The following is a 15848-nucleotide window of genomic DNA, read 5'->3' as shown; positions in this document are numbered from 1 at the left end:
CCAGCCTCCGGTGTGGAAAACCGCCTGGCCCGTCATTGCCGCCCCTGAGCCGTAGGCAGGGTAAAGCCGAACACGCTGCCGCCGTCGGGATGGGGTTCAAAGAACAGGCGTCCCTCGTGGTACTCGATGATCGAGCGGCAGATCGCCAGACCGATTCCCAGACCATCGGCCTTGGTGGTGAAGAATGGCGAGAACAACTGGTCCTGCTCGTCCTCGGCCAGGCCGACGCCACGGTCGATCACGCGCACCTCCAGGTCGCCGTCCAGGTTGACCCGGCCTTCCACGCGCAGGGCACGACGCTCGGCGGGAACCTCGCGCATGGCTTCGATCGCGTTCTTGACCAGGTTCAACAGCACCTGCTCGACCATCACGTGGTCGGCCCACGCGGACGGCAGCACCGGTGGCAGGATCACGTCGATGCGCAGCTGCTGGCGCTCGGCTTCCAGTCGAAGCAGCTCAAGCACCGTCTCGACCATCGATGCCAGCGCCTGCGGGGAGCGGCGCGGTTCGCGGGCGCGGACGAACTCGCGGACCCGGGCAATCACCGCGCTGGCATGTTCCGCCTGGGTGCGCGCGGCCTGCAGCGCGCGCTCCACCTGCACCGGGCCGCCAGCCTGCGCGACCAGGCGCAGGCTGCCGTTGAGGTAGTTAACGATCGCCGCCAACGGCTGGTTGAGCTCGTGGGCCAGGGTCGCCGCCATTTCACCGACCGACATCATCCGCGAGGTGAACAGCAACTTTTCCTGCTGGCTCTTGTGCGAGTCGAGCACTTCCAGGCGCTCGCTGATGTCGACCGCGGTCAGCAGTGCCAACGACGCAGCGGCGGTGGTGATGCTGCTCCAGTGCAGCCCGTACCAGCGCCCGTTGTGCTCCAGCCGCACCTCGTCGCTGGCGCCGGGGAAGTGGGCGAGCAACTGATCGCGCGCGACGTGCCCCGGCAGCGGACCAAACTCGTCCAGGTAGCGCTTGTTGGCGCCCACCAGTCCCTCGCTGGCCGGATCAAACGCGGCGCACGCGAACGGCAACCCGTCCAAAACCGCCAGCAGGTCAGGACAGGAGTCGGGCGATGTCGTTTTCCGCGGGACCGCGGTTTTCACTTCACTGCTCATTCCAAGCCCATCCCCTCACTCTTGTCCCCGCAATCGGCATCCGGATCCGAGGTGCCTTGCTGCTACCGTAGCCGCGCCCTTCCCGCCCGAGTCCCGCTCCGATGGCTGACATGACCCTCTTCCCGCGCCACCCCATCGCGACCGCCACCGCGTCATTACTGGCGCTGGGCTGTTTTCCTGCCCGGGCAGCGATGCAGGCCGCCACGTCCGTTGACCCCGACCTGGCGGCCGCGGCCGGTACGCCCGCGGCTGCGTCCGGCTCATTCATGTGGGACCTGATTGCGGTCGTGGTGCCTTTGCTTCTCGTCATCGCTGGCCTGTTCGCCATCCTTTTCTTCGCCCGTCGCCGCTACAAGTTGACCGGCCGCGACGCTGCCCTGTCCATCGTGCAGGTGCTGCCGGTGGGCCCCCGCGAGCGGGTGGTGGTACTGAAGACCCGTGCCGACCGGGTATTCGCGATCGGCGTCGGGGCGCAATCCCTGAATCTGATAGCAGAACTCGACGCCGCTGACATCGCGGTGGATGCCGGGGACCCGGGCATCTGACCCCTTGCAGCCAGCGCATCCCGCCCTACCGTCAGCAGTCTCGCGTTAGCTTTTAGTGAAGGCGGACAGTGACTTACGGGCTATCTGAACGGCGTCGTCCAAAAGTCTCAGATAGGGAAAAAAAACACGCTTCAGGCTGGTATTGCAGATCGCATTCGGCTACGTTCGATTGACCTTGATTGTCACATAGTGACGCTCAAGGCGGGAAGTTACGCACGATAAAGCCGCCGCCGGGCACCGCCGCGACGCTCGTGTGTCAAATCGAGAGAGGCAACGGATGCGATATGCAGCAGCACTGATCCATACCCGGGGAATGGCCCTCGCCAATGACGGCCGGGGGCTGTCTTGCGCACGCTGATCGGATCCTTGATGGCTGCGCCGGCCGGCGCAGCCCCCCGCGTGCGCGGCGGCTACAGCGACATCGTGCTGGCCTTTGCCGCCGTCCTGATCATCAGCCTGATGATCCTGCCGCTGCCGATGGCGGTGATCGACACTCTGGTTGCCTTCAATATCGCGATCGGGTTCGGCCTGCTGCTGCTCGCGATCTACATCCCGTCGCCGGTGGCGTTTTCCAGTTTTCCCAGCGTTCTCCTGCTGACCACGCTGTTCCGCCTTGCGCTGTCGATTGCGATCACCAAATCGATCCTGCTGGAAGCCGAGGCGGGCCACATCATCGACACCTTCGGCACGATGGTCGCCGGCGGCAACTTGGTGGTCGGGCTGGTGGTGTTCCTGATCATCACGGTGGTCCAGTTCATCGTCGTCGCCAAGGGCGCCGAGCGCGTGGCCGAAGTCGCCGCGCGCTTCACTCTGGACGCGATGCCCGGCAAGCAGATGTCGATCGATTCCGACCTGCGCTCCGGGCTGCTGGACAAGGACGAGGCGCGCAAGAAGCGTCGCTACCTGGAAACCGAGAGCCAGCTCTACGGCAGCCTCGATGGAGCGATGAAGTTCGTGAAAGGCGACGCGATCGCCGGCATCGTGATCATCATCATCAACCTGCTCGGTGGCCTGGCCATCGGCGTGTTGCAGCGCGACATGTCGCTGGGCGACGCCACCCAGACCTACAGCATCCTGACCATCGGCGACGGCCTGGTGGCACAGATCCCGGCGATCCTGGCGGCCATCTCGGCGGGACTGGTGGTGACCCGCACCACCGGCATCGAAGACGACCGCCACCTGGGCGACGCGATTTCCAAGCAGATCTCCGCCCAGCCCCGGGTGCTGACCATCACCGGCGTGCTGTCCTTGCTGATGATGCTCGTGCCCGGCTTCCCCACCGTCGTCTTCGGCCTGTTGGGCGCAACGCTGTTGACCATCGCCGCGTGGCGCTACAGGCACCAGAACGATCTCTTGCGGCGCGCGTTCCGGGTCACCGACGAGGCCATGGCGAGCCACCAGCAGCCGGTCGACATCGACGACCTTGCTCCGCCTGCACCGTTGCAGCTTGCGGTGTCGCCCAGCCTTGCCGCGGAGTTCGGCAAGCAGCCGCTGCTCGATGGGCTCACCCAGATCAGCCAACGCCTGCGCGAGGAGTTCGGCGTGCCGGTGCCGGCGCCGACGGCACGCGTCGACGCCACCCTGGGGGACGGCGAGTACCAGCTCACCGCGTTCGGTGCCCGCATGGCCAACGGGGTACTGCGTACCGGCGCCCACTTCCGCCCGGCACGCAGCAGCGGTGACAACACCCCCGCGCTGGCGGGCTTCCACCCGCCGCTCGCCGGCCAATGGCAGGACGACGCTGGCGAGGACACGCTCGCTCCGCTGGAGATGCTGACCGAGCACGTCCGCCGCGCGCTGCAGCGCCGGCTGGGCGGCTTCATCGGCATCCAGGAGGCCTCCAACCTGTTCGCGAAGATGCAGCGCGACTACCCCGACCTGGTCAAGGAAATGCTGCGCGTCGTAGCTCCGCAGCGGGTGGCCGACGTCCTGCGCCGCCTGGCCGAGGAAGGCATTCCGGTGCGCAACCTGCGCGACGTGTTTGAAGCGATCACCGACGTGGGCGGGCGCGAGAAGGACGTCGTGCTGCTGACCGAATACGTGCGGGTGGCGCTGAAGCGGGAGATCGCAGATCGCTATGCCGACGGCGAGCGGACGTTGCACGTGCTGTTGATCCACCCGGAGCTGGAAGACCGTCTGCGCCAGTCGGTGCGCGTTGCCGGTGGCGCCAGCCAGCTCGCCATTGCACCCGAGCTGGCGGCCCGCCTGTCCGGCGAAGTGCGCACCCAGCTGGCCCGCCAAGGCGGGTCCGTTCGACCCGTCCTTTTGTGTTCACTGGACGTGCGCAGGCACTTGCGCAAGCTGCTGGAGAACGATTTCTTCGAGTTGCCCGTGCTTTCGTACCAGGAATTGGCAGCCGACCTGCGAATCTCGCAGGCAGGACAGATCAACGCATGACGCATCACGCATGCAAGGAGAAATTCCAATGATCGACGACATCGTCCCCGATCCAGACCAGGTCTCCGCTACGCCGGAGACGCCTCGGCAGCCCGGGGCAACTGCGGTCGGGACAGAAGAAAAATCCATGACTGCCAAGCCCGCCACGAAGCTGGTTCTGCGGATTCTTGCCGGCCTCCACATCGGCGCCAGCCGGATCCTGGGGGATCAGGAGATGCTGCTGGTCGGCAGCGGTGAGGACTGCGACATCGTGCTTTCCGATGAAGGCGTCGCGCCCCATCACGCCATGCTGCTGCGCAACGGCGACTCACTGGCACTGCGGGCGATCGATGCACCAGCCGGTTTCGCCGGTGACCCGCTGTACCCGGGCGACCCCATCGAGTTGCAGCTTGGCGCCCCGGTTCGATTGGGCGATGCGAGCTTTGCCGTGGGTGATGCCAGCGATCCAAAATGGATGCCTGCCGACGGCCTCGATGAAGTCGAGCAGACGCCGTTGAATGCGCGACGCGCGGTGCGCCCCGGGCTGTCCAGGACACTGGCCGGGCTGGCCGTGCTTTCACTCGTCTCCGCCGGTATCTACGCGTCGGTGCGCCCCGCCGCAGCGCCCGTCCCGAGTATCGAAGACCAGGTCGCAGCACTCGTGACCACCTACGACATCGGCGACAACACGGTATCGACCAACGACGCAGGCATGACCGTGCTGACCGGAACAGTGCCCGACAGCGTCTCCCGCGCCCGTATCCAGCAACATGTCGAGTCGAACGAAATTCCCATCCGACTCAACCTGCGCACAGGCGAGGACGTCGCCGCGGACGTCGCCGAGGTGCTGCGCAGCCAGGGCATCACCGCGCGCACCCGCTATCTGGGCAACGGCGACGTTGAGGTGAGCGGACGTTTCGAGGACCAGGACAAGCTGCGCGCGGCCGCGACTTCCCGAGCGATGATCGACGTCACCGGCATCAACCGCGTGATCCCGCGCAACTACGCCGACGAGGACGCCAAGTCACTCCCGCGCGCAACGGTGCCGGTAGAGCGGACCCGCATCGTGTCGATCGTGGGCGGTGACGATTCCTACGTCCTCGCCGCCGACGGCACGCGTTACGCGGTGGGAGCCGAACTCCCAGATGATCGCGGCACGCTCGTCGCTATTGGCAAGTCCGCGTGGGCACTGGTCGACGGCAAGGTCAACCAGGTCAAACCCGATCCGCCGGTCGAGGTCGATGAACCCGCTGCGGCAGGCGTGTCAGGCGATGAAAGCACCCGCGGTATAGCCACGGCCGCGGATTCCGGCAGCAAGAGCTCCCGGCCCTCGCCCGCGGAAGCTGCGAAGAAGACGCAGGAAGCCCGCCCCACCGATGCAGTCGCCAGGCAATTCGTTGCCGCCAATCCACGCACCAACCGGATGTAACCCGCCAAGGGAATCAAGGAGAAACCTCATGAGCATCAACGCCAACGATCCGAACGCGCCCGTCACGACCTTCATTGCCACCGCGAGCAGTGGCAGCACCCGCAGCAGCGTGTCCTCCGGCGACAGCGGCAGCTGGTACGAGGCGATGTCCCGCGCCTGGGGCCAGACGCTTGACGGCCAGGCGGCGCGCGTGACGCAGCTGTCGGATGCCATCGCGTCGGGTGGCGACCAGCCTTCCAACATGGTCCAGCTGACCGCGGAGAGCCTGCGCATGCAGTTCATGTCCAACAATGCGGCGACCTCGCAGAACGCTGTCGGCCACGCACTGGAAACGCTCGGCAAGCGCCAGTAATTCCACCCCCTCGCGAGGACACGATCATGATCGAAGCAATCCAGGTATCGGCGCTCGACGCCGCCAAAACCGGCGCTGGAGGTCTGTCGCCCGCCCAGCAGACCCAAACGTCGCAAGCGCAGGCAACGCCGTTCGACGTGCGTGATTTCGCCGCGACGATGGAGCGCACTGGCGCGGCGCCCAATGCGAACGCACCGGCGCCGGTGGCGCCGCCAACGGCATCGGAGCCATCGCAGGGAACACGGGCAGTGCTGGGCGCCCTCGACGGCCTCAACGGCGGCGCGGACAAGATCGAGTCGATGTCGCAGATCCTGACCGCCAACGGTGCCGATCTCACCCCGGGCGAGATGATTCAGCTCACCATGCGCAGCCACCAGTTCCTGTTCACCGCGCAGTTGACCTCCAACGTTGCCAACCGTTCCTCTGACGGCATCCAGCAATTGTTCCGTCAGCAGTCGTAAGCAGGAGCACGCATGAACCTTCCCAACCGGGCATTCCCGTGGCGAATCACCTGCATCATTCTGGCCTGCCTGCTGCTGGCCGCCTGCAACCGGGTAACGCTCTACAACGAGCTGGATGAGCAACAGGCCAACCAGGTCATGGCGGCACTGCTCGGGTCCGGGGTTTCATCGGAGAAAGCGCCGTCCTCCAGCAAGAAGGGTTGGGAAGTGCGGGTCAACCGGGGCGACTTCCCGTACGCGATGCAGGTGCTCAACTCGCAGGGCCTGCCCCACGCCAGCTACCGCTCGATGGGCGAGATCTTCAAGAAGGAAGGTTTCGTCTCCTCGGCGATGGACGAGCGCGCGCGCTACATGGACGGGCTGCAGCAGGAGATCGCGCGGACCCTGTCGCGGATCGACGGCGTCGTGGAAGCGCGCGTGCATATCGCCCTGCCGCCGCCGGACCCGCTGGGTGGCCGCGACAACGACTCCTCGGCATCGGTGATCATCTTCGAGCGCCCCGGCGCGAAGCTGCGTGACCGCGAAACCGACCTGAAGGTCTTCATCAAGGACAGCGTTGAAGGACTGGCCGACGTCAACAAGGTCACCATCAAGTTCTTCACCATCGCCGCTCCGGGCGCGGCTGACCAGCAAACGAATGCACCGATAGCCATGTCATCGATGGGCCCGATGGCGCTGGTGGCGGTCGTGCTGGCCGCCCTGCTCGGGCTGGGCATCGCGTTCCGCGGAAAGCTGCGCGCGCGTCTGAGTCCAGCGGCCGAGGCAAAGCCACCGGCCTGGAGTGATTGATGGATACGGCGCCCGGCTTGCACACGGTGATTGAAGGCACCGACGCCAGCTGGCTGGACGAATTTGATTCCACGTTGCTTGTCGCAGCGCGCACCAGTCCGCTGGGACGCCGCCTGCTGGCGCGCACGCTCGCACGCGGCGCGGCTTCGACGCTGCTGGCGCCTGCTCCGAAGCCTGCGCTGGATCGTGTCGTAGCACGCTGGTCACCGGAAAAGCTGCGCTCACTGGTGCGCAACATCGGCGTCCTCGCTTTCGCGCCGGCTATCCGTTCAGAGGTCGGCCGCGAGCCGGTGCGCCGCCTGAAGCTGGCGCTCGACAAGCGCTACCTGCTGGCGCTGGATCGCAATGTCTGGGATGGCGAGGTGCCGCGTGACGTGCAGCTCCGGCTGCAGCAGACGATGCGCACCGCGATTGAGGAAACCGATCCCACGCCTGGGCTGCTCTCGCTGTTGGACCGCCACGGCTGCGCCGAACTGCGCGCCTGGGCCCATCCGCGTGATCCGGCGTTCACCGAATGGCTGGCGCTTCTGCATCCGCGTGAGCAGGCGTTGCCGCCGACGCACCTGCCTCCCTCGGCGGTGCAACAGCTCTATTCCGTCCACGCGGGCAACTGACCCACCCTAGCCGAAGAAGCAGATATCGACACCATGCGTTCAGACGATCAGTCCAGCACCTTTTCCTCGACATCCCCGGCCACCCGGAGGCCGCATGGCGGTGTTGGCGTCCTGGAGCCGGGGCGTTTCGAGCGCGTGCTGGCGGGCAACATCGTGCCGCCGGATTCCTGGGAGCGACTGGCCGACGTCGATGCCGTGGTCGAGCAGGTCAACGCCTTGCACACACAGGCGAGCGAGCAGATCGAGCAGGCGCGCAAGGAAGCGGCGGCGGCGGGATACGCCGAAGGCATCGCCCGCGCCCAGACGCAGATGACGGAGCAGCTCGCATCACTCAATGAGCGGCGCGCCCGCGTGCTCGGCGAGGCCCAGCAGCGCGTGATTGACCTGGCCTGCGCGATCGTTGCGCGCCTGGCGCCGGGATTCGATCCGGCCCAGGTTGCGCCATCACTGGTCATGGAGGCCGTCGAGGCTGCGCAGGCCGAACAGTTCCTTCTGATCCGCGTGCATCCCTCGGTACGCGAATCGGTGACGGCCGGTCTTGGCGCCGTGCGCCAGGCGCACCCGGCTGTCGGCGTGATCGAGCTGGTGGATGACGAGAGCCTGGACCCGCTGAGCTGCGTGGTCGTGTCGGAGGCGGGACAGGTGCGCGCCGGGATCGCCCAGCAGATCGAAGCGATCCGCTCCGCGCTGGCGGCACACACGCCGGCGGTGGATCCCGATGCTGAGGCGGAAGCCGGTGGGTCGGATGAAGGCGCCGGCGCCTCGCGCGGTAATTCCACGTGAGCACGCTGCTTGGCAACGAACAGGACGCGCTGCTCGCCGGCGCCCTGAACCGCGCACGCACTGTCGAGCGGGTCGGCAAGGTCGCTGAGGCTTACGGCACCCTGATCCGCGCGACCGGCCTGAAGGCAGCAATCGGCGAGTTGTGCGAACTGCGCAATCCGCCGCATGAAGGTCCGGCGGACTTCCATCTCGCCGCCGAGGTGGTCGGGGTATCCAGACAGCACACCCTGCTGACGCCCCTGGGCGCCCTGGACGGGGTGTCGGCAACCACCGAGGTCTATGCGACCGGACGTCAGGCCACCGTGCTCGCCGGCGATGGCCTGCTGGGCCGCGTCCTGGATGCCCACGGCAACCCGATCGATGGCCTCGGACCGATCAGTGGCGGCGTGCCCGCACCCATCTACGCCAGTTCGCCCAACCCGCTATCACGCAAGTTGATCGACCGGCCGTTTTCGACCGGGGTGCGGGCGATCGACAGCGTCATGAGCGTTGGCGAGGGCCAGCGACTGGGCATCTTCGCTGTCGCCGGCGGCGGCAAGAGCACGCTGCTAGGGATGCTGGCGCGCGGCGGCGATGCCGACGTCAACATCATCGCCCTAGTCGGCGAACGCGGCCGCGAGGTCAACGAATTCATCCTGGACAACCTGGGCGCCGAAGGCCTGGCGCGCTCGGTGGTCATCGTGGCTACTTCCGACCGGCCCGCTTTGGAGCGCAGCCGCGCGGCCTGGGTCGCCACCGCGATCGCCGAGCACTTCCGCGATCGCGGCCAGCGCGTACTGTTGCTGCTCGACTCCGTGACCCGCTTCGCCCGCGCCCTGCGCGATGTCGGCCTTGCGGTGGGCGAGCCCCCGGCCCGTCGCGGTTATCCGCCCTCCGTCTTCAGCGCCCTGCCGGGCCTGTTCGAGCGGGCCGGCAACAACGACAAGGGCAGTATCACCGCGTTCTACACCGTCTTGATGGAGGACGAGGACGGCAGCGACCCGATCGCCGAGGAGGTGCGCTCGATCCTCGACGGCCACGTGGTGCTCTCGCGCAAGCTCGCGGCGGCCTACCACTACCCCGCCATCGACGTGCTCGGCAGCCTCAGCCGGACGATGCCGCGCGTGGTCGACCGCACCCACCAGCACGCCGCCGGGCAACTGCGGAAGTACCTGGCCAAGTACCAGGACATCGAACTGCTGCTGCAGCTGGGTGAGTACCAGCGCGGCACCGATCCGGAGGCGGACATCGCCATCGACCGCATTGAACCCATACGCCGCCTGCTGCAGCAGCCGGCGACCGAGCTGGTGCCGTTCGAACGCTCCGCTGACGCGCTGCGCAGGCTGTTCCCATGAAACGCTATCCACTGGCGACGCTCATCCGCCTGCGCGAGCACCGCACCCAGGCCGCGCAGCAACTGGTGCTCCAGCACCAGCGCGAAGTCGCGGCGAAACGCGCCGCCTGCATGGAGATCGAGCGCCACATCGAGGCCTTGGGCGAGGAGCGCGCGCGCCAGCGTCGTCAGCTGCTCGATCCGCCACCGGCCGGCATCGCCTGGCCGATGGCGCTCGCGCAGCGCGAGGCCCACATCGAGCTGCTGCAGCAGCAAACGGAACTGGCGCACGAGCAGTTGCTCCGCGCCCAGCAGCTGCTGACCGAAGCCGAGGCGGAGCTGCAAAAGGTGCGCGAGGCGTTTTTCCGCATCAAGGCCCGCGAGGATGCGCTCAAGAAGCGCAAGGACCTGTGGCGCGAAGAGCAGCACGCCAATGAACTTCGCCAGGAAGAACTGGCCTCGGCGGAACTGCTGCACCGCCGCACAACCCCCAACGCCTTCCACTGAGGTATGCCATGAGCATCATCCGCGACAGTGCGTCCGCGCCCTCCTCCGACAGCATCGACAACTCCCGCAATCGCGACTCCGCGCGCGATACGCAGCGCGCGGTTGACCCGGCGGACCGCCAGCGCTTCCAGCACCTCATGCGCGAGGGACAGCTGAAGGGTCAGGGCGACTCCCAGGCTGCCGCGCGCAAGGGCGAGGAACTGGCCGGCGAGCGCGTCAACCGCAGTTTCCCCAGCCAGCAGGACACGAGCTCCGTCCGCGATCCGGGCAAGATGTCCGCCGAACCGCTGCCGCCGGCCGAAGTCGCCGCGATATGGCAGGCCCAGAACCTCGCCCACCAGGCCTCAGGGACCACCAGCGCGCTACCGGCACCTCCGGTCAATTCCACCGCATTCGCCGAACTGCTCGAGCGCCACGTTCGCCAGCTTGCGGTCAGCGAGGGCTCGGCAAGCAGCGAGGATGGCCAGGTCCTTCTGCGCATGGCCGACACGACGCTGGCCGGCACCGACCTGCTTTTGAGCCGGACCTCGGACGGCTGGCTCCTGCGCGCCGACGTGCGCTCGCGCGACAGTTTCGACGCCATCCAGCAGGCCGGCAGCCAGCTCAGCGAACGCTTTGCCCAGCGCGGACTGGGCGCCCTCACCATCGACCCCCGTCTCACCGAGTAAGGAGTGCGGCGCCGCACCCTCGGGCAACACCTAGGTGGGGTCAGCCCCAATACCCAACCGGCAGTCGGTGCGGATACTTGACCATGAATCAACCCGCACCACTCTTTTCAGCAACCGGAGAAACCCCATGTCCTTGATCGGTGACATTGTCCAATCCGTCAGCAAGATGGTCGGCACCGCGATCGGCGGCCCGCTGGGCGGCATGATCGGCAACATCGTCGGTGACATCATCGGCGACGTGTTCGACCAGGCCATCTCGGCCGCCTTCAGCCGTGCCAACATCCCGACCGACGTCAGCCAGTACTTCAGTGCCGCCTACTCGTCAGGTTTTGCCGACGGCTATGGCAGCTGACCAACTGCCGCCGTTCGACATCTCCACCGCGGTGGCATCAGCCCCCGCGGTTGCCGGTGACCGGCCCGCCCCCGGCGACGGTGACAACCGCGAATGGATCGGCCGCATCGAGGAACTCAAGGGCGATGGCGGCATCAATGCCGACGACGAGTCCACCCTCATCCGCCACGTGAGCGAGCAACGCGAATCGCTCGAGCAGGCGCTGGAGCGGATCATGCCCGAGTACAAGCAGCGCCTGGCCGACGATGGAAAGGACAGCGCTGACCGCTGGCTCGGCGAGAAAGCCCGCGCGCTGGGCGAAGAGCACGGCCGGGAGAGTCGACGGGTCGTCGACGGCCTCGACGCCAGTCAATCCCCCTGACTTTTTCCACCGTCACCACAGGAAGCCGACGATGACCAGTTACGACACGCCATCCCGCACCGCGGACCACGAACAGATGCTCGCGCAACTGGATGCGTCACTGGCCGAGAACCCCGATGTCGACGCGGCGGATCGCGAAACGATCCTCCGCCACTTCCGTGAAGCGCTGGAAAACGAGGCAGCCTCGGCCAGCACGTCGCAAAGCGTCGGACCCGACCGCGCCCAGTGGATGGAGACCCTGGACCTGCTGGTGGCCAACCAGATGCTCGACGAGTCCGACCGCAACGAGCTGGTGCGACAGTTCGACGATGCGCTGGGCAGCCTGCAGAACGACGCTTTGCGTACGGCGACCGAGTTCGCGCAGCGCTGCAGGGAGCAAGGCGAAGCGGCCGCACAGGCGTGGCTGACCGAGCAGATGGGTTCAGCGCAAACCGCTGCTTCCGCGGATCACGCGATGGGTCTGCCGGCCCACGTCGCCATGGCACTTCGACGCCGCCGATGAGCCCCAACGACTAGGGCACGCCCTAGCTAGTAAGCGATGCCGTCCACTCGCAGTATCAATCACACGCAACAGATCCCCATCCATCCCCCGGCCCAATCGTTCCAACCCGCTCTCGGCCAAATCCAACACAACGGAGAATCGACATGACTGCACAGGCTTCCAACAATTTCGCCATCGCCAAGATGGTCGTCCAGAACCTCCAGGCGGGTGACGCCAAGGGCGGCAAAGGCAAGAGCTGGCTGGTCGCGATCGCCCAGGCGCTGGGTGGCATCATGGGCGACAAGGCGGCCAAGCTGGTCGAGCTGACGGGCAAGATGGACAAGCTGGCTGCAGCGAATCCGGAGGACCAGAAGGCGGCGAAGCAGTTCCAGAAGACGATGATGGAGTTCCAGGCGCAGAGCCAGCTCTTCAGCATGATCTCCAACGCCAGCAGCACCGCCATCAAGTCGATCGGTGAAGGCATGACCACGGTAGCCCGCAAGCAGTAATCTCCCGGCTGCCCTGTTTCAACAAGCTTCACCAAAGTGTCACCACATGGCGATCCCGGGCTTCCGGGGTCGCCATGTGCTTTGTGGAGGATCTCCTATGCGAACCCAACTGAAATGCCTGTTGATCGGATTGGCCGGCGCGTCCCTTCTGGCGCCCGCGCATGCCCAGTGGTCACCCAGCCCTACCCTCGATATGGGCGTGAACTACGGCCAGATGGCACTCAGCCAGTCGGCGATCGGGGGCACCCGCGCGCTGAGCAAGAGCAGCAACAAGGCCATTGAATCACCGACACCCAGCGTGTCCCCAGCCAAAGCAAAGGAGCCGCCTTTCAATCCGCGGTTCAAGTCGGACCCTGAGGTGAGCAATCTGGTCGACCAGCGTTTCGCGCGCTACCTGGCCAGCGATCAGCCCAACGAGGAGGAAGCGGCGGCGATGGTCATGCGCGATCTTGAGGCCGGACATTACCGCGCGGACTTCAAGAAGCTGCTCGACGCCAACGGCCTGGCCGCCAATGACCTCATCGATGTCACTGCAGCCCACTACGCTGGCTTGTGGGAGGTCGTCAGGGGAAGCGCCCTGACCCGGACCCAGGTCACCTCCATCCGCGATCAGCTGCGACAGGCGATGCGAAACGACCCCGACCTGGCAGAGATGGACAATGCCGATCGGCAGGAAATCGCGGAAACGTTCATGCTCCATACCGCTGCGGCAATGGGCGGCTACCGTACCCTCCAGGCCCGCGGCGACAAGAAGCTGCTGGCACAGTACCGGGACGGCGTGCAGCGCAACATGCTCCCGGACGGTCCGGACCTGAAAAGCGTAAGCGTGAACTCGGGCGGCTTCACCAGCGCGGTCCCGGCGCGCCACTGATCCACGCAAAAAAAACGGCAGACCTGCGAAGGCCTGCCGTTTTCATTGGATGTGGTGGGCGGTGAGGGTTTCGAACCCCCGACCCCTACCATGTCAAGGTAGTGCTCTACCACTGAGCTAACCGCCCATTCGCCGAACTCATGAACCCGGCGAGAGGGCGCGCAGTTTAGCCCGCCAGCGGCGCTTCGGCAACAGCTTTCATCCGCTAGACGCCGAAGCCCTGCTCTTTCAGCAGGTTCAACTGGTCGCGCACGGCTCCTGCCTCCTCGAATTCCAGATCCCGCGCGTGCTGGTACATCTTCTGTTCGAGCTTCTTGATCCTCGCCGACAGTTGCGCAGGATTGAGCGCCGCGTACTCCGCCAGCTCCTCGGCGACCTGACGCGCGCGGTTACGCTCCTTCAGCGCGGCCGGATCCACACGCGCGCCTTCCATGACATCCATCACGGCGCGATTCACCGACGTCGGCGTGATGCCGTGCTCGGTGTTGTACTCGACCTGCTTGCCGCGGCGCCGGTCCGTCTCCTCGATCGCACGCTTCATCGAGTCGGTGACCTTGTCCGCGTACAGGATCGCCTTTCCGCGCACGTTGCGGGCCGCCCGGCCGATGGTCTGGATCAATGAGCCCGTCGATCGCAGGAAGCCCTCCTTGTCGGCATCCAGGATCGCCACCAGGGACACCTCGGGCATGTCCAGGCCCTCGCGCAGCAGGTTGATCCCCACCACCACGTCGAACTTGCCCAGGCGCAGATCGCGGATGATCTCCACCCGCTCGACCGTGTCGATATCCGAGTGCAGGTAGCGCACGCGCACGTCGTGCTCGGCCAGGTATTCGGTGAGGTTCTCGGCCATGCGCTTGGTCAGCGTCGTGATCAGCACGCGGTCACCCATGGCGACGCGCAGGTTGATCTCGCCGAGGACGTCATCCACCTGGGTGGCGACAGGCCGCACCTCCACTTCCGGGTCGATCAGTCCTGTCGGACGCACGACCAGTTCGACGACCTGGCCTTCCGACTTCTCCAGCTCGTAGGCACGGGGCGTGGCGGACACGTAGATCGATCGCGGCGACCGCCCTTCCCACTCCTCGAAACGAAGCGGGCGGTTGTCGAGCGCGGACGGCAGGCGAAACCCGAACTCCACCAACGTCTCCTTGCGCGACCGGTCGCCCTTGTACATCGCGCCGATCTGGGGAACGGTCACGTGCGACTCGTCCACCACCAGCAGCGCGTCCGGCGGCAGGTAGTCGAACAGGCACGGCGGGGGCTCGCCCGGCATGTGGCCGGTCAAGTGCCGGCTGTAGTTCTCCACGCCGTTGCAGTAGCCGACCTCGGCCAGCATCTCCAGATCGAACTGGGTGCGCTGCGCCAGCCGCTGTGCCTCGACCAGCTTGTTCTGCGCGTACAACTGCTCCAGGCGCACGCGCAGCTCGTCCTTGATGGCATCCACTGCGTCCAGCACCGTGCGCCGCGTGGTGACGTAGTGGGACTTGGGGTAGATCGTGTAGCGCTGCAGCTTGCGCAGGCTCTCGCCGGTCAGCGGGTCGAAGGTGGAGACGTTCTCGATCTCGCCATCGAACAGCTCGATCCGCACCGCCTCCATCTCCGACTCGGCCGGATGCACGTCGATCACCTCGCCACGCACGCGGTAGGTGCCGCGGCGCAGCTCGGTATCGTTGCGCGAGTACTGCATCTCGGTGAGCCGGCGGATCAGCTCGCGCTGGTCGATGCGCTCGCCGCGCACCATGTGCAGCACCATGCGGAAGTACTCGTTCGGATCACCCAGTCCGTAGATCGCCGAGACGGTGCACACGATGATCGCGTCGCGCCGCTCCAGCAGCGCCTTCGTCGCCGAGAGCCGCATCTGCTCGATGTGCTCGTTGACCGAACTGTCCTTCTCGATGAAGGTGTCCGACGATGCCACGTAGGCCTCGGGCTGGTAGTAGTCGTAGTAGCTGACGAAGTACTCGACCGCGTTATTGGGGAAGAACGACTTGAACTCCCCGTACAGCTGCGCGGCCAGCGTCTTGTTGGGCGCCATCACCAGCGTCGGCTTCTGCACCTGCTGGATCACGTTGGCGATGGTGTAGGTCTTGCCCGACCCGGTCACGCCAAGCAGCGTCTGGTGCGCCAGCCCGGCCTCGAACCCTTCCACAAGCTTCTCGATCGCCTGTGGCTGGTCGCCAGCCGGCGAATAGGGCGATACCAGCTCAAACGTCCCCTCGCGCTGCCGCGCGCCAGGGAAGCGCTCGGGAGGGGCATCGGTGACGGCGGATGGGGTGTGCGCTGCGTCGTTCATCGTATCCAGGCGTCGGAATGCTCAAGAGGTCAGTGT

At 66.2% G+C, this 15848-nt stretch carries 18 protein-coding genes and 1 tRNA gene; 16 read left to right on the top strand and 3 right to left on the bottom strand.

Going from position 1 to position 15848, the window contains the following annotated elements; translation table 11 throughout:
• Positions 1-32: 32 nt before the first annotated feature.
• Positions 33-1109 carry a sensor histidine kinase gene (locus INQ42_RS04575; RefSeq protein WP_194035342.1) on the bottom strand — a complete coding sequence of 359 codons (1077 nt, stop codon included), beginning with the start codon at positions 1107-1109 and terminating at the stop codon, positions 33-35.
• 101 nt (positions 1110-1210) lie between these two features.
• On the opposite strand from INQ42_RS04575, the gene INQ42_RS04570 reads away from it, so the two are divergent.
• From INQ42_RS04570 to INQ42_RS04495, 16 genes are all read left to right on the top strand, one after another.
• Positions 1211-1654: a FliO/MopB family protein gene (locus INQ42_RS04570; RefSeq protein WP_194035341.1), complete on the top strand. Its 444-nt coding sequence runs from the start codon at positions 1211-1213 to the stop codon at positions 1652-1654.
• A gap of 369 nt (positions 1655-2023) precedes the next feature.
• Positions 2024-4051, top strand: coding sequence for a type III secretion system export apparatus subunit SctV (sctV, locus tag INQ42_RS04565; protein WP_194035340.1), 2028 nt, complete (start codon positions 2024-2026; stop codon positions 4049-4051).
• A 127-nt stretch (positions 4052-4178) separates the two neighbouring features.
• On the top strand, positions 4179-5459 hold the full coding sequence (locus INQ42_RS04560) for an FHA domain-containing protein (RefSeq protein WP_194035339.1): 1281 nt from the start codon (positions 4179-4181) through the stop codon (positions 5457-5459).
• Between the two features lie 28 nt (positions 5460-5487).
• Positions 5488-5811, top strand: coding sequence for a hypothetical protein (locus tag INQ42_RS04555; RefSeq protein WP_193986664.1), 324 nt, complete (start codon positions 5488-5490; stop codon positions 5809-5811).
• Positions 5812-5837: 26 nt separating this feature from the next.
• Positions 5838-6272 carry a hypothetical protein gene (locus INQ42_RS04550; protein WP_194035338.1) on the top strand — a complete coding sequence of 145 codons (435 nt, stop codon included), beginning with the start codon at positions 5838-5840 and terminating at the stop codon, positions 6270-6272.
• 12 nt (positions 6273-6284) lie between these two features.
• The gene (sctJ, locus tag INQ42_RS04545; RefSeq protein ID WP_194035337.1) at positions 6285-7061 is read left to right on the top strand and encodes a type III secretion system inner membrane ring lipoprotein SctJ; all 777 of its coding nucleotides are present in this window, start codon (positions 6285-6287) and stop codon (positions 7059-7061) included.
• Complete coding sequence (locus INQ42_RS04540; protein ID WP_194035336.1) at positions 7061-7675, top strand: hypothetical protein; 615 nt, start codon at positions 7061-7063, stop codon at positions 7673-7675. The genes sctJ and INQ42_RS04540 overlap by 1 nt, the downstream gene beginning before the upstream one ends.
• 33 nt (positions 7676-7708) lie before the next feature.
• Positions 7709-8458 carry a FliH/SctL family protein gene (locus INQ42_RS04535; RefSeq protein ID WP_194035335.1) on the top strand — a complete coding sequence of 250 codons (750 nt, stop codon included), beginning with the start codon at positions 7709-7711 and terminating at the stop codon, positions 8456-8458.
• A 29-nt stretch (positions 8459-8487) separates the two neighbouring features.
• Positions 8488-9792: a FliI/YscN family ATPase gene (locus INQ42_RS04530; RefSeq protein ID WP_228064479.1), complete on the top strand. Its 1305-nt coding sequence runs from the start codon at positions 8488-8490 to the stop codon at positions 9790-9792.
• Entirely contained in the window at positions 9789-10277 is a 489-nt protein-coding gene (locus tag INQ42_RS04525) for a hypothetical protein (protein ID WP_194035334.1), read from the top strand. The genes INQ42_RS04530 and INQ42_RS04525 overlap by 4 nt, the downstream gene beginning before the upstream one ends.
• An 8-nt stretch (positions 10278-10285) precedes the next feature.
• A complete protein-coding gene (locus tag INQ42_RS04520; RefSeq protein ID WP_194035333.1) occupies positions 10286-10945 on the top strand; it encodes a hypothetical protein in 660 nt (219 codons plus the stop codon).
• A gap of 127 nt (positions 10946-11072) precedes the next feature.
• The gene (locus INQ42_RS04515) at positions 11073-11297 is read left to right on the top strand and encodes a hypothetical protein (RefSeq protein ID WP_043958468.1); all 225 of its coding nucleotides are present in this window, start codon (positions 11073-11075) and stop codon (positions 11295-11297) included.
• The gene (locus INQ42_RS04510) at positions 11287-11658 is read left to right on the top strand and encodes a hypothetical protein (protein ID WP_194035332.1); all 372 of its coding nucleotides are present in this window, start codon (positions 11287-11289) and stop codon (positions 11656-11658) included. Before INQ42_RS04515 ends, INQ42_RS04510 begins: the two co-directional genes overlap by 11 nt.
• A 31-nt stretch (positions 11659-11689) precedes the next feature.
• Positions 11690-12160 (top strand): hypothetical protein, encoded by a 471-nt coding sequence (locus INQ42_RS04505; RefSeq protein WP_194035331.1) that lies wholly within the window; start codon positions 11690-11692, stop codon positions 12158-12160.
• Positions 12161-12303: 143 nt separating this feature from the next.
• Positions 12304-12648, top strand: a complete 345-nt coding sequence (locus INQ42_RS04500) for a hypothetical protein (RefSeq protein WP_043958465.1) — start codon at positions 12304-12306, stop codon at positions 12646-12648.
• Between the two features lie 46 nt (positions 12649-12694).
• The gene (locus INQ42_RS04495; protein ID WP_194035330.1) at positions 12695-13519 is read left to right on the top strand and encodes a DUF6683 family protein; all 825 of its coding nucleotides are present in this window, start codon (positions 12695-12697) and stop codon (positions 13517-13519) included.
• A gap of 52 nt (positions 13520-13571) precedes the next feature.
• Here INQ42_RS04495 and INQ42_RS04490 read toward each other — a convergent pair.
• Positions 13572-13646: transfer RNA gene (locus tag INQ42_RS04490), tRNA-Val, on the bottom strand.
• Between the two features lie 78 nt (positions 13647-13724).
• Positions 13725-15812, bottom strand: a complete 2088-nt coding sequence (gene uvrB / locus INQ42_RS04485; protein ID WP_194035329.1) for an excinuclease ABC subunit UvrB — start codon at positions 15810-15812, stop codon at positions 13725-13727.
• Between the last annotated feature and the right edge of the window lie 36 nt (positions 15813-15848).

Source organism: Lysobacter avium, from assembly GCF_015209745.1.
In the GTDB taxonomy this organism is placed as follows: domain Bacteria; phylum Pseudomonadota; class Gammaproteobacteria; order Xanthomonadales; family Xanthomonadaceae; genus Novilysobacter; species Novilysobacter avium.
The sequence above is the reverse complement of the archived record's forward strand: the minus strand, read 5'-3'. Positions and strand labels throughout refer to the sequence as shown.